The organism is Bacillus sp. DB-2 (assembly GCF_003315125.1).
In the GTDB taxonomy this organism is placed as follows: domain Bacteria; phylum Bacillota; class Bacilli; order Bacillales; family Bacillaceae_G; genus Bacillus_A; species Bacillus_A mycoides.
Genome location: NZ_QNRN01000002.1, coordinates 149,446 through 170,774, shown reverse-complemented (window position 1 = coordinate 170,774; position 21,329 = coordinate 149,446). Strand labels below are relative to the sequence as shown.

Genomic DNA, 21,329 nt, shown 5'->3' with positions numbered 1-21,329 from the left:
TAATGTCTAGGTAGATTGATAGTCTATGTTGAAATGTTATTTCATTTTGAACTGAAATATTTCAAAGAGGGGTAGTATCTATGCAAATCAACTTAAGCAAAGCAAATAGCCCAAAACGTTAAAAATATAGTTTGTATATATAAATCGAAATAGTGTAAAAATATGTGTTTTCGTTTATATCTCTGTTAATTAGATTTGACGAAAACAGAAATTGAAAAGAATGCTCTATATACAAGGGAAAGAGATGGTCATAGACGAATATGTCCATCAAATGGCAGTTTATGTAAGAATCAGATTATTGAAAAAGGATATTAGCTATTTTTAACGAACTCTGAATTACAAACAAACTTTATCAAAAGTGGTGAGATAATATAGAGAATAAAACAAATTTATTTTTGGATATGAAAATGGAAAAATATATAGTTAGCAAGCTTCGAAGTGCCGGTTGTGTTTTTGCAGAAGATGAGACCCGGTTACTTATGTCAGAGGCACTAACTCCAGAGGACCTTATGAAAATGGTAGAAATGCGAGTCAACGGTTTACCTCTGGAATACGTTGTTGGATACACGGAGTTTTGTGGTCTACGAATAGAAGTGGATCGAGGCGTTTTTGTACCGCGTAAACGTACCGAGTTCCTTGTTCATCAAACAGAGGCTCTGTCACGTTCTAGCGATATCATTGTTGACCTATGTTGTGGATCAGGTGCGGTGGGCGCAGCACTGGCAGCAGCTTTGGGACGAGTTGAATTGTATTCTGTTGACATTGACCCTATCGCAGTACAATGCGCTAGCCGCAATGTAACGAATTTTGGCGGTCATGCTTTTGAAGGTGACTTGTATAAAGCTCTACCAGACTCACTTAAGGGCCATGTAAATATCCTAGTTGCGAACGTACCTTACGTTCCTACTGAAATAATAAAGTTTCTCCCCCGGGAGGCACGCCTATATGAACCAAATGTAACGCTTGACGGAGGAGAAGATGGTCTTAACATTCTGCGAAGAGTAGCAGAAGAAGCTTTACTCTGGTTAGCTTTGGATGGACATCTTTTGATAGAGACGAGCGAAGTTCAGGCACCCCAGGCCTTTGAAATCTTTGCTGGTGCTGGGCTTAGCACAAAAGTCGCTAGAAACAAGGAACTGGACGCTACTGTCATTATCGGTTCTAATTCTAGCTTTTAGAGTATTACTAGTGTTACGTACGTTTCAAATGTTATGACAATCCAAAGAGAATATAGTGTTTACTGATAGGTGGTAATAGATCAATGAAAAAAGAATGTGGAATAATCATATTGGTTTTGTTTTTTATTTTGAGTGCTTGTTCTAGTAAAAATAATATTAATTTTAAACAAGCAGATGTTGAAAATGGAATAGTGTATGAATTAATTTCTAAAAATACAAATACGAACACTGAAATATCTTATAAAATAAAAATGACTAATAATACCGATTATATTATTGTACAAAATAATGTTATGTTTTCATTTCCTAAATCACCTACTGTTTCTGGCCAAACAACAAATCCATTTAGAGTGTTAGCTAAAGGTAATAAGTTAAATATTAAACCTGGGGATAGTATTGTTTTAAAAGTATCATTTTCTCCTGATTTTTATTCTGAGTTTAAGAATACAGAAGTATCTAAAGCAAATCTGTATATAACAGGTTATATCGATAAATTAGCTGATGAAAATCATTTTGATTTTATTAAAAGTATTAATTTAGATTAAAAAAGTGCACCTCCGATTGTTAGACTGTGTCTAATAAACGGAGGTGCACTTTTTTTATTTACCTTATTGAACTAAAGCATCTGTTAGCTTAATAGCAAATGATTACAACCGGCTATTTCTCCCAAAGCTCGATCAATCGCCCTTCAGGATCTTTAATCCAAATAAACTTTCCAAATTCACTAATCTCTTCTTTCTTTTCAAGAGGTACACCAATATGTTCAAGATGCTGAATAGTCTCGTTTAGATTATGTACTTGGAAATTTAACATCACTTGTTGTTCTGTTGGAAAATAACTGTCATTCTCAGTAAAGAAAGAAAAGATAGTCTCTGTTCCTAATTCGGGTTTAATCACAGTCCCATTCCAATTTTCTATTTCAATCTTCAACACTTCACTGTACCATTTTTTTATAACATCAAGATTTTTAGTTCTCCAAAATATTCCTCCGAAACCTTTTATCATTGTATTTAACTCCTGTCTGTCTTTAAATTTTTAATGACATAAGTTCAACCTTCAATAAAACGCAGTGCACAACGGGAATGGTAATCGGTTAGATCTTTTGCAAATTGTTGATTCGGAAATCCTCTGTGAAGCAATCTCAACCCGCCTGAAGTTAAGGATATATGATGATGGAATCGATAGAATAACATCCTGTTGGGGTCGAGAGTATCATTCTTTAAATATCGATAATAATCCCCAAATCGAAACTGCAAAAAACTGTGCTCATACTCAATATCAAAGAACTCGGCTCCTTCGATATCAATCAAATAAGGTTCTAGTTTGTCATTAATTAATACATGATCGGGGCCGAGTTCCCCATGTATAAATCCATAACGACTTCTTATTTCAATTTTTGATTCAAGCTCGTACAATGTATCGAGTAGATTGCTATGACTAGCCCTGATGCTGTCAATATGTTGGCATGCGTAATCTAAATCTCTTTTTGCATTCTTCATTTGCAAGTGATGACATTTTTCCGTGTTGATCCCACTTTGATTCACTTTCCCATGAGTAAGTCTCTCGTTGGCATGCATGTCTGCCAGCATATCTCCTATCCGCTGAAACACTTTATCTTTAACATATGAATCGGAATGTTGAAAATAAACTTCTGCCTTTTGTCCATTTACATATTCAACGAGAGCATAATCATAAGGATGACGGTTTCTTTCCTTATTCAGATCATATAGAAGGGGAGTTTGAATTCCTTGTTGAATTAAATACTTGTTATTTGATTCAAATAAATCACTACTATAGGAGTGCTCATGTATATCTCGGTTTGCTATTTCTTCTTGAAAATAATTCATGGTAAGATCCCAAACATACAGAACGCAGGAAAATCCATTGCTGCAATCAATCTTATAGACTACCTTTTGTGCACCGCCATGCATTTTCGTTACACTAGAAACCAAATAACTGGTACCAAAGACTTTTTGCATATACTCCTGCAAATCAGATTGATCAAGGTGACAAGTGCTTCTCAATGAATAACACCCCTTTTCTTAGGTTTTGCTGTCAATCAAACTATATAAAAAATCTAACCAAAAGTATAGAATGTTTATTTGTAATTTGTGATGTTAAATTGGGTCTGGAAAAATAGTCATATAAAAACCCGTTGGAGCTTCAATGTTTTTTTGATGAAATCATTCTTACTTCTCAAATACCTCGCCACACAAAAACTTAAAATGTATTACAATGAATGAATCTATACGATTTTCAATCCTTCTTCTTTTCGCTAACTTTACCATTATTTTTAATTGAGTATTACTGCCCCGTCAGTTTAAGTAAAAAACCTTCATAATCTCAATGATATATTCAAACTCGAATAATCTAATTTCCTGAAAACGTTCCTCAACAATCTGGCCCTTTAGTGGAGTAACTTTATTGCTACTCAGCAGTTTCTTAATCCGCCTTTCAGTTCAGATCTTCTTTTCACTATAAAAACATCTCTTTAGATAAACAGATCCAAAGGGGCAAAACATCGCGCTTTTAAATAAAAACAGTGATTTTATTTAAAAGCGATATTAAAAATATTCTTCAAATCCTGGAAGCATATTTTTGCCGCAAACAAAAAGAACCATAAGCTTGCCAAACGGCAAAATTATAATTTTGATAGCTGTCGTCATTTTTTATTCATATATTGGAAATGAATTTCATAATGCGGAAAAATAGGGGGATTTATATGTCAAAGTGGCAATCTAAAGAACAATTGGTTCAATTATTAAGCAATCTTGTTGAAATTCCTAGTATTACAGGTTCAGAAGCTGAAGTTATATTGCCAGACTTTGTTGTAGAACAACTATCTGACTTACAGTATTTCAAACAAAATCCGCATCATTTGCAAAAAAATCTGACGGGGGATGGACGATATTTTGTTACAGCTCTAGTAAAGAAAAGTGATAGTACAAAAAATACTGTAATTCTTGTTAGTCACTTTGATGTTGTAGATGTACAAGATTACGGAGTGTGGAAAGAAGATGCATTTAACCCTAAAAAATTAACATCTATGTTTTATTCTCATAAAGATGAGCTACCAGATCATGTACGTGAAGATATTGAACAAGGAGATTGGCTCTTTGGTAGAGGAACGATGGACATGAAATGTGGTCTAGCCTTACAAATGGCGATGGTTGAGCAAGCTTGTGAAGGAAGATTTGATGGGAATGTTCTTTTATTGGCTGTTCCAGATGAAGAAGTGAACTCTGTAGGGATGAGAGCCGCTGTTCCAAGATTATTAGACTTAGCAAAAGAACATGACTTAGAGTATAAAACGGTCCTAAATTCAGAGCCTATGTTTTCAAGGCATCCTGGTGACCAAAATAAGTATATTTATACTGGTTCTATTGGTAAGGTGTTACCTGGTTTCCTTTGCTATGGAAAAGAGACACATGTAGGCGAACCTTTTGCAGGATTAAATGGGAGCTATATGGCTGCATTATTAACAGCTGAATTAGAGTTGAATACTGACCTTTGCGATATTGTAGATGGTGAAGCGAGTCCTCCACCAACTAACTTGCTTCAAAGAGACTTAAAGGAGGATTATTCTGTACAAATTCCTCATCGTGCAGTCACATTATTTAATTTGTTTTTACTAGAAAAAACGATGACAGATGTAGTTTCATTGTTACGCCAAAAAGTAACGAAAGTAGCAGAGAAAATTGAAGAATCGTATGAGGAGCGAGCGTATCATTTTTCTAAGCATAATCCGTTCATACCGCCTAATCTTAAAGTAAATGTATTAACGTATGAAGAGCTTATTGCTTATGCAATTGAACAACATGGAAGAGAAAAAATAGATGAAATTCAATCCGATATTATAAAAAATAGAGAAGATAAAGATGATCGTGCAGTAACTATTGATTTAGTAGACAAATTAGCTATCTTATGTAAAGAAAAGGCTCCAATGATTGTACTTTTCTTTGCGCCGCCATACTATCCAGCTGTGAGTTCACGCAACAATCCTTTAATTAAAGAGGTAGTTGTAGAAATGGAAAAGTATGCCCACTATAATCATAGCATTACATTTGAAAACCAAAATTATTTTGGAGGAATTTCAGATTTAAGCTATGTGGGCTTACAAAACCCATTGGATTCAATGAGTTCTCTCGTAGACAATATGCCATTATGGGATAAAGGTTATTCGATTCCACTAGAGGAATTAGAAGAGTTTGACGTTCCAGTATTAAATATGGGACCAGTAGGAAAAGATGCACATCAATGGACGGAGCGTCTGGACGTAAATTACGCATTTGAAACGTTATTAGATATGTTACCTATATGTATTGAAAAACTACTTGTTTCTAATAAAGTTACACAGTCATAGTGTTTGCATAAGAGCGAGAAAAGGACCGTAGTGATACGGTCTTTTTTTCGTAATGAATAGTTTGAAACCTTAGATTTATGAAATTGTGATGTAAGAATTCTCCTTAAAATAGATTCGCAATAAACTATTTAGAGAGAGTAGATATGGCTTGTACACTTTTTGTAACGGTATTTGCTGAGTTTTTGTATAATATAATCATGTGAAGTTAACATAACTTATTGTATCAATAATATATATTTGCGTAGAATATCCATTTTAAGGTTTTGAAGTACCCCCCTAAATGAAAATTTTATTTCGCTAAAGTTAGTTACTTAGTGAAGTCTGCTCATTTTTTTCGTATTAGGAAAGAAGGTACTTTTTAACTTGGTGGGTATGGGGTAGTACCCCTTGTAGCAAAACCGGAGTGGAAATGATGAGTATAAATAGTTTTGTGAGATTGATAAAGGACGAATTATTAAAAGAGGTAAGCATAAGAAGTGAGGATGAATTCGAGCCTATAGTAGTTAAAGATATTCCTAGACTTTGGAAGTGTTTAGGGACAGGTAATTATGCCGCAGTATTTATGCACAAAGAATACAAAGATTGGGTAGTGAAAGTTTACGCGCGAGAAGGAGAAGGAATTGAAAAAGAGTCAGAAGTATACCGAAGAATCGGAAATCATCCTTCTTATTCGAAGCTTATGTATAAAGGAGAGAATTTCATAGTATTGAAACGTTTAAAAGAGATTACCTTATACGATGCTATTCATAAGGGGATTAAAATTCCTAAGCAGGTAATCCTTGATATCAATGAAGCTATAGAGTATGCAAGGGAGCAAGGATTAACTCCTTGTGATGTTCACGGAAAAAATGTGATGATGGAAAACGGAAGGGGATATGTAGTCGATGTATCTGATTTCTTAAAAACAAAAGAAGATAGTAAGTGGAGAGACTTAGAAAAGGCATATTTCACCTTTTACTTGCCTTTCATTTATAAATTGCCTTTCCCTGTTAAAATACCGTATTTCATGTTAAACATTGTTAGACGTTCATATAGAAAATATAAGAAGCTTACAAAGAAATTCAAATTGTAAAAGGAGCACATACTTATCTTTAGGTTAGATAAGTACTAGTAAACAAAAGGACCGTACATATTTCTAATATGTACGGTCCTAATTTCATAACTTCATGAAGTAATTTATTTATAAAATGATTGTAACATTTGTATATAATACTGATGTTATTAATATGAGAAGTAAATCTTCTTGTTTTAATAGAATATACCAGTTCAGTACATTTCATTTTAAACATATTGATGTACTATAGTTCTAAACAAATCATAATAACGGATTAGAAGGGGAATAAACTGTGTAAACATACTCAATTGAGTATTAAACTTTTAATCTAATTTATCTTTGCATAGATGCAGGTATCAGTTAGTTTTTTACTGTCAGCTGAAAGATCTTCATTACTTGACACTCCCACCCCTAAAGGGGCCAGCTGACTAACGTCAGTGGGATTCTTGCTACCAAAGGCGAAGTCCATTTCTGGTATCGCTGACGTGCAAGATTGCGGTGTGCCATCACCACTCCCACAACAGACCATATAGGTTCGTGGGCTACGGTACTGTGACCATACCGTACAGATTGTTCGTTCTCAAATGTTTTTACGTCTTTTGCATGACGACTTAATACATTTTACGGAGTAGAAGAATTGGCTACCCCAACCTCATATGTATTCTATTTTCAGAGAACAGTCGTTTTAGAGTCTTTTGCATGACTATGAATAAAGTATACCATGTTTTACTATGCAAAAACGATGCTTTCATCCCACGTCTAAAGACGGACTAAAGTCCTGCGTGGGCTTTCCCGTATCGTAAATTCTGTAATATCCCTTCAAGCTCAAAACCTAGTTTTTCAGGGATCGTACGACTTTTAGTGTTAGTAGATTCACATCTTATTTCAATCCTTCTAAATTTGAGTAACTGAAATCCAAGGTTTGTTAACTCACTTACTACCTCTGTCATATATCCATTGCCACTAAATTGCGTGTTAATCCAGTATCCAATTTCACATTTAGAAATCTTCCAATTAATTCCGTGAAGGCTAGCAGTTCCAATAAAATCATTAGTATCCTTATGATAGATAAGATAGCGAAAGCTTTCTCTTTTTAAAAAATCTATATGGGCATTTCTCAGGATAATTTCCGTTTCTTCAACAGTAGGGATTGACTGGAATAAAAGCAACCATTGTTTTAACTCATTAATTGAATCCTTAATAGCTTGGTGTACGACATTCCCGTCACAGCATCACTATAAATTATTATAGAACCGTGCGAAACTCCTAGTCTTTCTTCATTAAGAACTTGATAGCAATACAGTAAAGCTTATCTCCCATAAAGGGACCTCCTAAAAATTAGTAAACAATAAATGTATATTCAATTAATTACTTGGAAATCCCTTTTCACATATTGAAAACTAAACTGCCAGTTGGTACAAAAATGGCTACCGAAGCAGCCTTAGGTTATTCAACTAATGATTGTAGAAGGAATGAGTGTCGCATTTTATTAATCCCGATTTATTTGATTTAAAAATTTACTTCTATGCAGATGGTGAAACAGAATTAATGAGAAGGTCTAGCCGCGATATTGCTGAAAGGAGAGCCGATATCAATTATTTAAGGCGGTCTCATGCAGAACGTCGGATTCAGTACGAAGTGTTTATGCATCCATACAGTCAATGTTTTGATATTATTATCAAAAATTCCGATGAAGCAATATGTCTAGAAAAAAATACATTTGAGTTTTATAGAGTTTAAATGCAAATACTCTATTTGTTATGTTTATTATGAGGGTTCATTTTCATTATTTGGCTCCCAAATGAAGCAATTTTAGTATTCACTCAAAAATCCATTGTCTATGAAACAACTAGATTTTTAAACGGCTTTAATAGACAGATGTCTATTGTATTTTTGGCGGCAAGATTAAATAGCTTTTTTGTTACTTTACAATAAAGTATACTTAATATCAGTAATTCATGTAATTAGGAGTGATTTCTATATTTAGGGAAAATGCAAAAAGGTTACTTCTGTCATTAGTAACAAATCCAATACTAATAATTGTATACGGCATTTTTTGTTATGAGTTAGCCTTATACTGTAAGTACGGAAGGATGAATTATAATATTTATATTTTGTTATTATGTATAGTACTTTTTATATCCATGACTACATTTACTACAATGCGGGTGATAAAAAATAGAGAATATGAATCTAAAAAATTAACTAATTCAATAGCATGGAGATCCATTTCTATTATCATTATTGTTGCAATTACATCATTTTATGGGATGCAGATTTATAAAAGTGCAATAAATTACAATGGTAAATTGGCATGGTTTATAGAAAGGTTAAAACATGAAAGGTCAGTTAAACTTAAACATAATAATATATATAAATCTGGAGTAGAAGGTATTTTTGAAGATATCAATAAAAAATATCCTTTGCCAAAGAAATTGTATATGGCAACTGATTTTGATCTTACATTTCATTCAGATGGAACAATCACAGCGTTTGATACATTTATTTATGGAAAAAATGTTGATGGGAAAGAAGAAACTTATTTAATCTCTTATAATGAGAAGAAATCAAAAGATATTACTATAATACGAGACGGATATGCAAAGCCTGATTATGATGATGATAAATTAGTAGAACCTTTAATTAAAACGGTTAAGGCGATTCCAGTTAAGCAAACGGTTAGAAAGTGGAATGAAAGTAAGTATGGGTTGATTTATTATGGAAAAAGAAATTGGGGATCCAATACAGAGGGAATTATTAATATTACTGAGGATGGTAAGGGGCAGAGTCTTAAAGAAGCAGCTTCTGAAATCATTGGATATACTGTATCTATATTTGTCCCTGGAAAAGAGAAAGAGCTAGTACCTGCTAGATATAACTTAATATGTGACGCAAGTTGGAGTAAATCAAAGACGCCTCCAAATGAAGATAGGCTTAAAGAGAAGAAACAACAAGATTTAAAGAATGAAAAAGAACAGTTTTTCCTATCAAAAGAAGTTGGTTATAAACTAAATATGACAGATAAAGCATTAGGGAGCGCCTTTTATTCATTAAGCAAGACTAGTGATGAAGGGGAAACATGGGAGGTTATCAATCCAGACCCATTTAATAGGGGGATTGGTAGTGTATCAGGAATCACTTTTATAAATGATAAACTTGGGTTTTTAGGAGCAGTTAGACCTTCTGGTAATGAGGGAGAGTTATATCGCACAGATGATGGGGGGGTATCTTTCAAAAAGGTAGAATATCCGCCGCATGAAGTCAAATTAGATCATACACAGTCCACAATAAGTCCTTTTGATTCTCCTAGTATGCCATATGAGAAAGATGGGGTTTTTAATATGTTAGTTGGACAAGGGGCAGATGGAGACTACAATGGCGATAGTAGTGTACTTTATCAATCAAAAGATAACGGAGAGACATGGGAAATTGTAGAAGAAGTGAAAAAGAAATAGTCAGAATGTTTTTTTGAAAAATAAGGTAACTACTCAGCTATACATTTCATTTAGAAGTTTGGTAAGGAGTATAATTCCAGCCATGAAGATAAAAATGGACCTACACCTCGCTGCCTTTCTTTGTTTTAAAGCTTTACGCGTGGCAGGAAAAGGCCCTGACCGCTTCTATGCATGGCCAGTCCCTCTCGCCCATTTAAAAAGATGCTTTTCTGGCTTTTTTTTCATAGAGGGGCTGAGTAGTTACTAAAAGTAAATAATTTAAATCGAACCATAAGCTTGCCGGCAAATTTATGGTTCGATTTTTTTTAGGGCAAAGATATCGTTCTAAACTGGTATTACCACATCGCTATCAAGTTTAAATTTTATAATGTCCCCAAAATGAAAAATTTGTGTCATTTATAGAAAGAAGTTTATTTTTATCATTTTGGGGATACTTCAAAATATTAAGTTGATGGTGGTGGGGTAGCACCATCCAAACACAAATTTCGTACGCTACGACAGCGTAACGATTTTATGCTGCCCGTAAAAAACTGATTAGTGAGAGCTCATAATCTGCGGGGGAGGGAAACCCCCGCGAATTTAAGTTTCACTTTATAAAAAAGTAAGGATCGACCGGTACCGCTCGTTATTGGACTATTACTTTTCCATCCATTCCTTTCAAGTAGTGGAACCGACATATTAGTTCATATGTACCGGGAGTTTCAGGTTTTACGGTAATTGTTATTTCTTTTCCTGACGGGACTTCGGCGTCAATTCCGAGTTTTTTCACCGTAAAGGTATGTTCTCTATTTCCTTTGTTTTTCAATAGCAACGTCGTCGTTTTCCCAACCGGAACAGTGATGATACTCGGATTAAAGTAATCATCATTCAATTCAACCTCAATAGGCTGTCTCACAACGTCGGATTCGGCAAATACACGGAGCGAACCTAAAGTAGTCATAACTACAATCATCGCAAGTGAAATGATTAATCCAGTTAATAGCTTTTTCACAGACATTCGTAATCCCTCCTTTCCTAAGCACTAGTGTTTTCAAATTACTAAAATATTATCAATATAAATGGGGTTTAGGCGTGGCTTAAATAGTAATTCTTTCGGCAACTCCTACTAACCAAGTACTAACTGGAATAGGATTTGGGTAAATAAAAAAAGCCTCCACTACTGTGGAAGCTTCTCCAAATGATGTGCAATATCAATATACATATCGGAATAAACCGAATGGATTTCATTACTAGGCGCAGCGTTAGAAGAGAAGTGGACGATTACCATACTTGCTTTCGGATCGATGTAAAGAGTTTGTCCGTAACTGCCTAACACTTCGAAAGCACCTTGTTCATTGTGCGGAATCCACCATTGATTATGATAAGAAATGGAAGCACCACGACCAATTGCGAGCTCACCTTCTTGTACATTTTTCACACCTTCTGTAATAGAAGAAGGGACGATTTGTTTTCCATTATATTGACCATTATTTAAAAGTAATTGCCCGAACCTCGCCATATCTCTAGCAGTTGCATTTAAACCAGCGCTTGCTTGTTCTACTTTTGTTTCATCTGTAACGTAATAAGCGTCTTCTTCCATACCAATTTGAGACCAAATTCGCTCGCTTACATTTTCAGCTAATGATTTTCCTGTGATTGTTCGGATAATCCAAGCGAGTGTTTCTGTTGATCCGTTATTGTAAGAAAAAGAGGAACCGGGTGGTGCAGTTTCTTCTGCTTCTAGTAACATATCATAAATTTTCATAGGCCCCTCGTAATTTTTACCTCGGGGTAAAATATTACTAGCTAAATATAGTTGTGCATCTTGATTTTCTAGTCCTAGCTGCATATATCCGTGAGTAGGGTATTCAGCGGAAACTTGCATGTCCATTAATTGTTGAAGTGTTGCTTTACCAAACGGTGTATTTTTTAATTCTTTTATGTAAGTGTCAGCTGTTTTTTCTACATCAATTCGATTTTCTTCAGCGAGAGATTGTATAATTGCACCAGTAAACACCTTTGCTAACGATGCCATTCCATGAGGTTCACTCTCGTTATATCCATTGAAATATCGTTCATAAACAAGTTGACCATTCTGTACAACGACAAAAGCATCTGTTTTGTTTTCGTCTAAAAGTTTTTTTAGAGGAGTCGTATTTCCAAATCTGCGCTCCACAGCAAAATCGTCTAAGTTTTGTAACGCGGTAGGGAAGGGAGCAACTTGGTCAGGGATGTTTTTTACTTCATTTATTAAAGTGAATTCTTTCATATGTGTATACGACCAGCGTAAGTAAGGATCGTCTAACCAGTTTTCTTTTGTGACATTTGCTTTAGTGGGGGTCGTTTTATTATTTTTAAAAAAAGTAAACCCAAGCCCTGTAACTACGAATAGTAATACTAGTAACAGTAATAGCAGGGGAGATTTCTTTACATTCATGCATGTACCTCCTTTAGTTTCTATTATAAGTATACGCTCGTCTTAAAATAAATACAAAATAAGGAAAGTAAACGGGTAAGTTTACTTTCCTTATGAACGTTAAGCAGATATTTGTCCGTCTGTACTTTGTTTCTTGAATTTTTGTTTTCGTCCGTGTAATCCATAATATAGAAGTAAAGTGAACGCAACGATAATAGCTGCGATAAAATACATATTATGATAACTTGATTTGGCAGCGACTATACCTAAAATGAAAGAACCAAAGCCAATGCCGCTATCAAAGAACGAGAAGTAAGTAGCTGTCGCAGAACCACGTCGATGGTTTGGAGCGGCAGAAATCGCAATCGTTTGGAAACTTGGAATTAATGTTCCGTATCCTAAACCGATTAACATACCTGCGCCAAGGAACCAAAATGAAGTTTGCGCTTGGCTTAAAATGAACATCCCAATTGTGAAAATAATGATAGCTGGATAAATAAGTACATTTTCACCGAAACGATCAAATATTTTTCCTGTAAATGGACGAGAGATTACAACAACAAGTGCGTATAGAATAAAGAAGTAACTTGCAACTTCGCTTAAACCGAGTTCTTTCGCATAAATAGGAATAAAGGATAAAATGCCACTATAAGAAAAGGCTAAAACAAATCCTGTCAGAGCGATCGGAATAGAAGATGGTTCAATTAAGTCTTTCCATTTCATTTTTTCACGTGTTTGTTTACTTACTGGTTTTTCATGCGGAATATTGACTAGTAATCCTAATAAAAATGCGAGTAATGAAAATACTGAACACACGATAAATAGTACAGTAAATGAAAAATGAGAAATAATTGTTAAACCTAAAAAAGGACCAATTACCATCGGTAGACTCATAAATACGCCGTAATAAGCAAGTGCTTCACCGCGTCTATGAGCTGGTGCTACATCAGTTACAATTGTTCCAGTTGCTGTTGTTGCCATTCCGAATCCAATGCCATGTAAGAAGCGAAGGGCAAGTAATAAAAATAAACTTTGCGTACCGAAATACATAACAGTAGCGGCTAAAAATAGTGAAAGTGAAATAAATAATATTTTCTTTCTTCCTAAATCATCGAGCCATTTTCCTGTGAATGGTCTACATAAAACAGATGAAATAAGAAAAACAGTTGCAACTAAACCAATTTCCTCAGGTTTTCCTTTTAGGCTGTCTATAACATAGACAGGCAGAGTAGTCATAAGCATGTAAAATGTTAAAAAGAGAAACAGACTACTAAAACAAGTTCCGAGGAAATCCTTCGTCCAAAGTTTTTCACTTTGCATCGTCATCCCTCCAAATTAATGATCTAAATTTTTGATAATTTGTTGTAACAATTGAAAAGCTTCATGTAAGTCTTCTTCTTTAATACCTTCTAGCGTCTTTTCTTCAAAAGAATCAACTTCTTCTTGCCATACTGGAATCATTTCTATTGCTGTTTCCGATAAGGAAATGAGCTTCTCACGGCGATCTTTTCCTTCCGTACGAATAATCCAGCCCATCGTTTCCATACGTGTTAACGTGCGAGTCATCGTTGGTGATTCAACATTTAAATATTGACATAATTCTGTTTGAGTACAAGATCCAGTTTGATTAATGCGGAAAATAACAGCCCATTGCGCACTAAATAATCCTGTTGGAGATACACGTTCATTAAATTTCTTCGTAAACTTACGAGAAGTTTGACTGACAATGTGAAAAAAATGTTGTTTTTCGTCCATGTATTTTGATCCTTTCAAATTAGTTACCTAGCTAACTATATACCTTTTTATTTTACTTGTCTAGTAATAGACATGTTGTTTTATGTGGAAATTTCGTATAGATTTTGTATTGAGAACGTACATTCTACATGGTATTCTTTAATTAAGTAAAGAATTTTCTTTCTATTAAAAGAATGGGGGAACTTGTGATGATTAAGCCTGCAACAATGGAGTTTGTTTCACTATCGAACGGAGAAACGATCGCGTATCAGGAAGTTGGAAGGCAAAATACAGAAATTCTTGTACTCATTCACGGGAACATGACATCGTCACAACACTGGGATTTAGTTATTGAAAAGTTGCAAGATCAATACCATATTTACGCTCTTGATTTAAGAGGATTTGGCCAATCAACATATAATCAATCGATAGATTCATTACAAGATTTTGCAAGAGATGTAAAACTATTTATCGATCAATTAAAACTAGAAAAATTTTCATTAATGGGATGGTCAATGGGCGGTGGTGTTGCGATGCAATTTACAGCGAATCATCCAACATTTGTCGAAAAGTTGATTTTAGTAGAATCAGTGGGAATGAAGGGATATCCAATTTTTAAAAAAGATATTAACGGGCAACCGATCGTATCAAGTTTAGTAAAGACGAAAGAAGAAATCGCGCAAGATCCCGTACAAATTGCTCCAGTGCTAGATGCGATAAAAAATATGAATAAATTATATTACCGTACAGTATGGAATCTATTAATATATACACATAATCAACCTGAACCGGATCGTTATGAAAAGTATTTAGATGATATGTTAACGCAACGTAATTTCGTAGATGTGAATTATGCGCTCATTACATTTAATATTTCGGATGAACATAACGGGGTTGTAGAGGGAAATAAGCAAATTCATCGTATTAAAGCTCCGACACTCGTCATACAAGGTGACAGAGATTATGTGGTACCACAAGTAGTTGGCGAGGAATTAGCGAAACATTTGCCAAATGCGGAGTTGACGATATTAGAAGATTGCGGGCATTCACCGTTTATAGATTGTTTAGATGTATTTATAAAATATGTTGAGGATTGGTTAGAAGATAAGTAGGTTGAGGAAGAAGTTAGATGAAATGTATCTAGCTTCTTTTTTGTGGGAAAACCAAAATTATTTCAGCCACTAGTTCTTTCTTATTCCACAGTAAACAATATATAATGAGTGTGGTGAATTACAAAAGGGAGAGATTAGGGATGTCAATGCGTTTTACTTTTTGGATTATGGTTGGGATTGTGGCAATCTCAGGTTTATCACAAGGGATGCTCTTACCTGCCATCGCAATGATTTTTGAACAAGAAGGGGTTAGTTCAAGTATTAACGGTATTCATGCGACGGCATTATACATCGGGATATTATTTATTTCACCGTTTCTTGAAAAACCGATGCAAAAGTTTGGAATGAAACCAATTATCGTAATTGGTGGGTTTCTCGTTATTATTTCATTATTCTTTTTTACACAAACATTTTCATTTTGGGTATGGTTTATTCTTAGGTTCCTAGTTGGTGTTGGAGATCATATGCTCCATGTCGGAACGCAAACGTGGATTACGACAACGTCAGATCCTAGTAAAATAGGTAGACAAGTATCGATATACGGTGTATTCTTCGGAATTGGTTTCGCAGTTGGCCCGTATTTAGCAAGCACTGTTCAGTACGGTCTTGCAACACCATTTATCGTATCTACTATACTTTGCTTAATAGGATGGCTTTTACTGCTACCAACGAAAAATGCATTTCCAGCACAAGATGAGGCAAAAACTGAAAGTAAATCATCCTTTTCTCGTTATAAACAAGTCGTTGGATTAGCTTGGATTGCGCTAATTGGTCCGCTCGCATATGGCGTACTTGAAGCGATGTTAAATAGTAACTTACCAGTATACGCACTTCGCAAAGGATGGTCTGTATCGGAAGTTTCCTTCTTATTACCAGCATTCGCAGTTGGGGGCATTATTACACAAATTCCACTCGGTATATTAAGTGATAAATACGGAAGAGATCGTATTTTAACGTGGACGTTCAGCATAAGTACGGGCATTTTCCTACTCGCAGCAGTATTTGATCAATATTACTGGATTGTCTTTGCATGTATGCTTATAGCAGGTATGGTCATTGGCTCATGCTTCTCACTAGGGCTTGGATTTATGACAGATTTATTACCGAGACACTTACTACCAGCAGGTAATATATTATCCGGAATCGCCTTTAGTATAGGAAGTATTATGGGACCTGTATTAGGAGGCGTATTTATAGAAAAAATACAGTATACAAGCTTTTTTATTGCGGTTATGATTATAATGGGAATTCTCGCAATGGTATATATGGTCTACATGAAGAATCAATTCGCATCAAGAAAAATAGAAAGTAGGTTAGGGCATGACAAAACAACCTAATAAGAAAAAATTTGAAGTACTAGAAAACGAAACGATTACAGACTGCTTAGCGCGTATGGAACAAGAAGGATATGCACCGTCTCGTCGCATGGAAGAGCCAATCTTTCATGAAGTAAAGAAAGACGGAAAAACAGAAGTTGAACCGTGTGGTAGAAAAATTGTTTTTGAGGGTAAATTGAAGTAATACAAATAATAAATTCTCTTTATCGTATAGAGCCATCCAATTCAGTCTTTGTGAGTTGGATGGCTTGTTTTTTTATTGACCAATGAAGGAATAGGAAGATGAGGAATTGAATAGAATGAATGGATATTTTCTAGGAAGAACGAAAAGAAACTAGTTGGCCGGACATGGATTGGAGAGCGAATATAATAAATTAAAACTAAAAATTCGCAGGAGAAAATAGGTGAATTAGCCGAGTGCTCGTTAATCTGTATTCCATCAATTTTGTCGTCTAGAAGAAAAGTGTAATATCAAAAAGCATACTATAAATACGTATCATTTTTTGTGTTCGGTGCGGAATGGCAAGTAAATACAACCGCAACTTTAAATCTTTCTGGAAGAGCAGAATTATACTAGCTTTGTATTTTAGTTAGTTCGAAATTGATCGCTTAAGCGAGGTGGAGTTCAAAATATGGAAGTAAATCAAAATCAGCGAATCCTCTATGCGGTTTTTGAGGATGAAATTCAATTGCCGGTGCTGGATATCACTCATCCCCTTTTTAATGAAAGTATTGATGAACAGGCGTATCATTTGAATTGCCTCAAATCAGCCCGGAGCATTGAATCGTTAAAAAAGATGCCTAGCTTTATTCAAAATATCTTTGTGAAAATGTCGAATGTTGATGATTCCTATCTTAGCGGTATGCGTACTTTACTGTACAAACTAGGCCCTGGTTTAAGTAAGGGGATAAAATTAGGATTTCGGGACAAGTGGGCGGTGAAGCAAACTTCTTTTATGGGACTTCGGATTAGGCTGAGGGATCTTTGCAGACACCAGTCGGAAATTTTGTTGCCTCAGCTTAAGCAATTCCCTGAACGGGGTCTTTGTTTTTTTAATATAGCTGGTGGTGCTGCTACGGACAGTATCAATACTTTAATTTTAATACAGGAATCAGACCCGGAATTACTTAAGGGACGAAAGATTGAGATTAATATTTTAGATATTGATACTTACGGCCCTAATTTCGCAAAAAGGTGTATGGGTGTCTTGAAGCAGCAGGGGGAACGATTCCATGGTCTTGATATAACTCTTAATACAACTCATTATAACTGGAGCCAACCGGATTCATTATTAAAAATGAGCTTGGAACATTCAGGTTGGATTCAGCTCTGTTCATCGGAAGGGGGGCTTTTCGAGTATGGTTCGGATTCAGATATCATTGAGAATTTAAATCGTTTCTTTGAAAATTCCCCAGCGGATGCCCGTGTCACGGGTTCATTAATTTTCGACCGAGCGCATGTAAATCCGGGATACCTTGGATTTACGGAGTTTATTGGTGTGCAAATTAGGTATCTTGGATTGGAAGGGTTACAGAAGATTTTAAATCAAACTTCGTGGGTATTAGAAGAATCGCATGAAATTGAAAAAATCTATATTCTATTTTCGCTGAAGAAAGCGTGAAATTATATTGAAATGATTGGATGAGGGGCTGGTACCAATGTCGGTACTACCTCTATTTTTTTTGCGGAAATTCATAGAAAACAAACGGGGAATTATGTATTTATTGTTTTTGCTAAAAATTATGTGCAATTCAGAGTACGATACATATAAAATGCCATTTCCTTTTGCATTTCTCCTAATTGGCTTCTTTATATAGGGCGTAGAAAAGATTGCTACTTTTTTTGTATATTGGTAAAATAAGTTCTTGGGTCTTACTTGTTTTTATCGGTATAATATTTGTCGCTTAACGTAAAGAAATTAGTTACAAAGCTTCCATAATATTTAAAGGGGGTTACAGCAACGATCCCCTCTTTTTGGAGCCACTCACGAACGTAAAGCAAGAGAAGAGGCTATATGAACTATTCTCCTATCTTGTTTAGATTAAATCAGTTACTGCAATTGGAACAGGTATATGAAACTCAATATCTGGAGGATTGATTAGAATCTAGTCGACATTCTGATGGATCATGTTTTTCTAGCAATCTATCAATTCTGATGGAATTGATAGATTGCTAGAGAATGGAAAATGATTATCCGTATATTCCAAAGCAAATGTAACAAAGTGTCCTTCCATAATTAAGGGTAAAACCAAAATACGTTGTTTTAAAGAATGATTTGTTAGAACTGGTTATAAGTAATAAAACAGAAAAGAGGATCACATGTTAGATACTTTACAGAGAAGTAAAAAGTTTTTTTTATTATGTCTTATTTTTTTAGTGCTTTTAACCGCTTGTGGTAATACAGATGTTAAGACATCTAAAGCTTCATTACCACCGGCTCAATCCAATATAGATACATCATTAAAAGCACCAAATTGGGTAGATAAAAGTCCTATCCAACAGTCTCCTAATTTTACGGAAGATAAAAAAGTAAAATCGGTTGTGAATTTAATAGCAACGGGTGATAATTTATACCATGACGCAGTAATTAAAGATGGCAAACAAAAAGACGGTTCATATGATTATAACTATATTTATGAAAATATCAAAAAAGCTGTTAAATCAAGTGATCTTGCTATAGTGAACCAGGAGACCCCGATTGCAGGAAATAATTTGAAAGTACAGGGATATCCTACTTTCAATACACCTGAAGAAGTGGGTCAATCTTTAGTGGATACTGGATTCAATATAGTGACTCAAGCGACAAATCACGCTATGGATATGGGTATTAAAGGTGTTGCGAATACAAGAGAATACTGGAAGAAATATCCGGATGTTATCCCGGTAGGCATTAATGAGAGTCAAAACGAGCGCAATGAAATAAAAACGATTACAAAAAATGGGATTAGTTTTGCATTACTTAATTATACATATGGTACGAATGGAATTAAAATTCCAGCTGATAAGTCTTGGGCATTAAATTTAATTGATAAAAAAGCGATACAAAATGATGTGGAAAAGGCAAAGAGTAGTTCTGATATGGTGATTGTTATGGTGCATTGGGGAGTTGAATATACCACTACACCTTCAAAACAACAAAAAGAAGTTGCTCAATATTTAACAGATTTAGGTGTAGATGTAGTAATTGGAAATCATCCACATGTAATTCAACCAATTGAGTGGAAACAAAATAAAGATGGACATCAAACGCTAATCTATTATTCTCTTGGAAATCTTATTTCTGCTCAAGAAAAATTAGAAACATTGGTTGGAGGATTATCCTATATACAATTTGTTAAGTATGAAGATAAAACTTTTGGTATACGACAAGCGGCACTCGTACCGACAGTAACCGACTATGCTGATGGTAAGAAACAATTTAAAATTCAATTTTTAAAAGATTATTCGGATGAAAATTCTAAAAATCATGGGATTAAAAAATTTGTAGGTCCCGTTTCTTTGAAGGATTTCAAGGATATTCCTAGAGATGTGTTGGGAAATTGGTATAAAGACTAATAAACAAAAAGGGAATGAGATACAATTAAAAAATTTATAATTTTAGCATTGGTATTGACATTGGGATGGAGCCTTGCTGCTTGTAGTGGAAAGCAAACATCTCAGGAAACTACTAATAATAACGATAAAAATAAAAATGAGATAAATGTGAATAAAAAAGATGTTTTACCTATCTCTGATCTTAATGATTGGAGAATTATCCTTGTAAATAGAGAGCATATGTTACCAAAGGAACTAGGAATTGAATTAACAAGTATTACCCAAAATGCTAAGCCAAATATGAAAATCGATAGCAGAATTGCAACTTCCTATCAGGATATGGTAACAGCTGCAAAAAAAGAGGGGATCAATCTTTATTTAAGATCAAGTTATCGAGCTATAAAATTACAACAAACGTATTATGATGCTTCAGTTAAAAGCTATAAATCTCAAGGTTTGTCGGATAAAGAGGCTAGTGCTAAGGCATTGGAATATCTTCAGTATCCTGGCGCAAGTGAACATCATACTGGATTAGCATTAGACATTATTTCAGTTGAATGGCAGAATACTGTAGAAGATTTAAATGCAAAATTTGAAACTACCGATGCATTCAAATGGTTAGATAAGAATGCTGCAGAGTATGGGTTTATTCTCCGCTATCCAAAAGATAAAGAGAATATTACTGGCATTAAGTATGAGCCATGGCACTATCGTTACGTAGGAAAAGAAGTTGCTGTTTATCTAAAAGAAAAAGGGTTAACTTTAGAAGAGTATTGCGAAAAAATTAAGTCTAGCAAATAAAAATACACTTGGATTCTATTAAAAAGCCATATCTGGTGGAAGTATTAACCTTCCTCCTAGTATTGCGAAAACGGTGTATGATAATTTGAGCACGTATGAACCAGTTATCGTGTGAAAAGATATATGTATCAAGAAATTAAATTTATAAAAGAAGCAGTGAAAAAGGATCTGATATTCATATCAGATTCTTTTTCATTCGTAACATAGAATACTTGCTTACTGTATCTGCTTAACTAGGCTTTAGAGACTGCCTACTTTCCAGATGCTACAATATTAACCTCGCCATCTTTTTTGTTTTGGATGTTAGCTTTTCTTAGCTTGATAGACATGTGGAGGTAGCCCAAACACTGCGATTGGTAGTGTTT

General features: G+C 34.7%; 17 protein-coding genes and 2 pseudogenes. 12 read left to right on the top strand and 7 right to left on the bottom strand.

Annotation, left to right across the window (positions count from 1 at the left end; translation table 11 throughout):
• Positions 1 to 407: 407 nt before the first annotated feature.
• Both DET63_RS03855 and DET63_RS03850 read left to right on the top strand, forming a co-directional pair.
• Positions 408 to 1,178: a putative protein N(5)-glutamine methyltransferase gene (locus DET63_RS03855; RefSeq protein ID WP_113936100.1), complete on the top strand. Its 771-nt coding sequence runs from the start codon at positions 408 to 410 to the stop codon at positions 1,176 to 1,178.
• Positions 1,179 to 1,261: 83 nt separating this feature from the next.
• Positions 1,262 to 1,723 carry a hypothetical protein gene (locus tag DET63_RS03850; protein ID WP_113935906.1) on the top strand — a complete coding sequence of 154 codons (462 nt, stop codon included), beginning with the start codon at positions 1,262 to 1,264 and terminating at the stop codon, positions 1,721 to 1,723.
• Between the two features lie 112 nt (positions 1,724 to 1,835).
• Here DET63_RS03850 and DET63_RS03845 read toward each other — a convergent pair whose 3' ends face one another.
• A complete protein-coding gene (locus tag DET63_RS03845) occupies positions 1,836 to 2,183 on the bottom strand; it encodes a VOC family protein (RefSeq protein ID WP_000589586.1) in 348 nt (115 codons plus the stop codon).
• A 44-nt stretch (positions 2,184 to 2,227) separates the two neighbouring features.
• On the bottom strand, positions 2,228 to 3,157 hold the full coding sequence (locus DET63_RS03840; RefSeq protein WP_113936099.1) for a phosphotransferase: 930 nt from the start codon (positions 3,155 to 3,157) through the stop codon (positions 2,228 to 2,230).
• A gap of 743 nt (positions 3,158 to 3,900) precedes the next feature.
• Between DET63_RS03840 and DET63_RS03835 the strand changes: the two genes are divergently transcribed.
• The gene (locus DET63_RS03835) at positions 3,901 to 5,541 is read left to right on the top strand and encodes a M20/M25/M40 family metallo-hydrolase (protein WP_113935905.1); all 1,641 of its coding nucleotides are present in this window, start codon (positions 3,901 to 3,903) and stop codon (positions 5,539 to 5,541) included.
• Between the two features lie 403 nt (positions 5,542 to 5,944).
• Positions 5,945 to 6,613 (top strand): protein kinase family protein, encoded by a 669-nt coding sequence (locus DET63_RS03830; RefSeq protein ID WP_113935904.1) that lies wholly within the window; start codon positions 5,945 to 5,947, stop codon positions 6,611 to 6,613.
• A gap of 752 nt (positions 6,614 to 7,365) precedes the next feature.
• Here the strand turns inward: DET63_RS03830 and DET63_RS03820 are convergent.
• Positions 7,366 to 7,821: pseudogene (locus tag DET63_RS03820) on the bottom strand (GNAT family N-acetyltransferase); the annotation flags it as partial.
• Between the two features lie 225 nt (positions 7,822 to 8,046).
• Between DET63_RS03820 and DET63_RS03815 the strand changes: the two are divergent.
• A pseudogene (locus tag DET63_RS03815) lies at positions 8,047 to 8,335 on the top strand (uridine kinase); the annotation flags it as partial.
• 230 nt (positions 8,336 to 8,565) lie between these two features.
• Entirely contained in the window at positions 8,566 to 10,050 is a 1,485-nt protein-coding gene (locus DET63_RS03805) for a WD40/YVTN/BNR-like repeat-containing protein (protein ID WP_309473007.1), read from the top strand.
• 625 nt (positions 10,051 to 10,675) lie between these two features.
• Here the strand turns inward: DET63_RS03805 and DET63_RS03800 are convergent.
• The 4 genes from DET63_RS03800 to DET63_RS03785 all read right to left on the bottom strand — a co-directional run bounded on the left by DET63_RS03800 (position 10,676) and on the right by DET63_RS03785 (position 14,200).
• Positions 10,676 to 11,047 carry a cupredoxin domain-containing protein gene (locus DET63_RS03800; RefSeq protein WP_002084529.1) on the bottom strand — a complete coding sequence of 124 codons (372 nt, stop codon included), beginning with the start codon at positions 11,045 to 11,047 and terminating at the stop codon, positions 10,676 to 10,678.
• Between the two features lie 159 nt (positions 11,048 to 11,206).
• Positions 11,207 to 12,466 (bottom strand): serine hydrolase domain-containing protein, encoded by a 1,260-nt coding sequence (locus DET63_RS03795; RefSeq protein ID WP_113935903.1) that lies wholly within the window; start codon positions 12,464 to 12,466, stop codon positions 11,207 to 11,209.
• Between the two features lie 99 nt (positions 12,467 to 12,565).
• Positions 12,566 to 13,765, bottom strand: coding sequence for an MFS transporter (locus DET63_RS03790; protein WP_113935902.1), 1,200 nt, complete (start codon positions 13,763 to 13,765; stop codon positions 12,566 to 12,568).
• Between the two features lie 15 nt (positions 13,766 to 13,780).
• A complete protein-coding gene (locus DET63_RS03785) occupies positions 13,781 to 14,200 on the bottom strand; it encodes a MarR family winged helix-turn-helix transcriptional regulator (RefSeq protein ID WP_002013810.1) in 420 nt (139 codons plus the stop codon).
• A gap of 173 nt (positions 14,201 to 14,373) precedes the next feature.
• Between DET63_RS03785 and phaZ the strand changes: the two genes are divergently transcribed.
• The 6 genes from phaZ (at position 14,374) to DET63_RS03755 (ending at position 20,964) form a co-directional block, all read left to right on the top strand.
• A complete protein-coding gene (gene phaZ / locus DET63_RS03780) occupies positions 14,374 to 15,291 on the top strand; it encodes an intracellular short-chain-length polyhydroxyalkanoate depolymerase (RefSeq protein ID WP_113935901.1) in 918 nt (305 codons plus the stop codon).
• A gap of 140 nt (positions 15,292 to 15,431) precedes the next feature.
• On the top strand, positions 15,432 to 16,628 hold the full coding sequence (locus DET63_RS03775) for an MFS transporter (RefSeq protein ID WP_113935900.1): 1,197 nt from the start codon (positions 15,432 to 15,434) through the stop codon (positions 16,626 to 16,628).
• Entirely contained in the window at positions 16,612 to 16,812 is a 201-nt protein-coding gene (locus DET63_RS03770) for an NETI motif-containing protein (protein WP_000166302.1), read from the top strand. Before DET63_RS03775 ends, DET63_RS03770 begins: the two co-directional genes overlap by 17 nt.
• A gap of 448 nt (positions 16,813 to 17,260) precedes the next feature.
• Positions 17,261 to 18,250 carry a hypothetical protein gene (locus DET63_RS03765; RefSeq protein WP_113935899.1) on the top strand — a complete coding sequence of 330 codons (990 nt, stop codon included), beginning with the start codon at positions 17,261 to 17,263 and terminating at the stop codon, positions 18,248 to 18,250.
• 698 nt (positions 18,251 to 18,948) lie between these two features.
• Positions 18,949 to 20,184, top strand: a complete 1,236-nt coding sequence (locus tag DET63_RS03760) for a CapA family protein (protein WP_113935898.1) — start codon at positions 18,949 to 18,951, stop codon at positions 20,182 to 20,184.
• A gap of 48 nt (positions 20,185 to 20,232) precedes the next feature.
• Entirely contained in the window at positions 20,233 to 20,964 is a 732-nt protein-coding gene (locus tag DET63_RS03755) for a M15 family metallopeptidase (RefSeq protein WP_113935897.1), read from the top strand.
• The last annotated feature ends 365 nt before the right edge of the window (positions 20,965 to 21,329 follow it).

Coding starts and splice junctions, on each gene's coding strand:
- DET63_RS03795 (WP_113935903.1), bottom strand. CDS start 12,466: ATGAATGTAAAGAAATCTCCCCTGCTATTACTGTTACTAGTATTACTA.
- DET63_RS03765 (WP_113935899.1), top strand. CDS start 17,261: ATGGAAGTAAATCAAAATCAGCGAATCCTCTATGCGGTTTTTGAGGAT.
- DET63_RS03850 (WP_113935906.1), top strand. CDS start 1,262: ATGAAAAAAGAATGTGGAATAATCATATTGGTTTTGTTTTTTATTTTG.
- DET63_RS03800 (WP_002084529.1), bottom strand. CDS start 11,047: ATGTCTGTGAAAAAGCTATTAACTGGATTAATCATTTCACTTGCGATG.
- phaZ (WP_113935901.1), top strand. CDS start 14,374: ATGGGGGAACTTGTGATGATTAAGCCTGCAACAATGGAGTTTGTTTCA.
- DET63_RS03835 (WP_113935905.1), top strand. CDS start 3,901: ATGTCAAAGTGGCAATCTAAAGAACAATTGGTTCAATTATTAAGCAAT.
- DET63_RS03775 (WP_113935900.1), top strand. CDS start 15,432: ATGTCAATGCGTTTTACTTTTTGGATTATGGTTGGGATTGTGGCAATC.
- DET63_RS03760 (WP_113935898.1), top strand. CDS start 18,949: ATGTTAGATACTTTACAGAGAAGTAAAAAGTTTTTTTTATTATGTCTT.
- DET63_RS03855 (WP_113936100.1), top strand. CDS start 408: ATGGAAAAATATATAGTTAGCAAGCTTCGAAGTGCCGGTTGTGTTTTT.
- DET63_RS03785 (WP_002013810.1), bottom strand. CDS start 14,200: ATGGACGAAAAACAACATTTTTTTCACATTGTCAGTCAAACTTCTCGT.
- DET63_RS03845 (WP_000589586.1), bottom strand. CDS start 2,183: ATGATAAAAGGTTTCGGAGGAATATTTTGGAGAACTAAAAATCTTGAT.
- DET63_RS03790 (WP_113935902.1), bottom strand. CDS start 13,765: ATGCAAAGTGAAAAACTTTGGACGAAGGATTTCCTCGGAACTTGTTTT.
- DET63_RS03770 (WP_000166302.1), top strand. CDS start 16,612: ATGACAAAACAACCTAATAAGAAAAAATTTGAAGTACTAGAAAACGAA.
- DET63_RS03840 (WP_113936099.1), bottom strand. CDS start 3,157: ATGCAAAAAGTCTTTGGTACCAGTTATTTGGTTTCTAGTGTAACGAAA.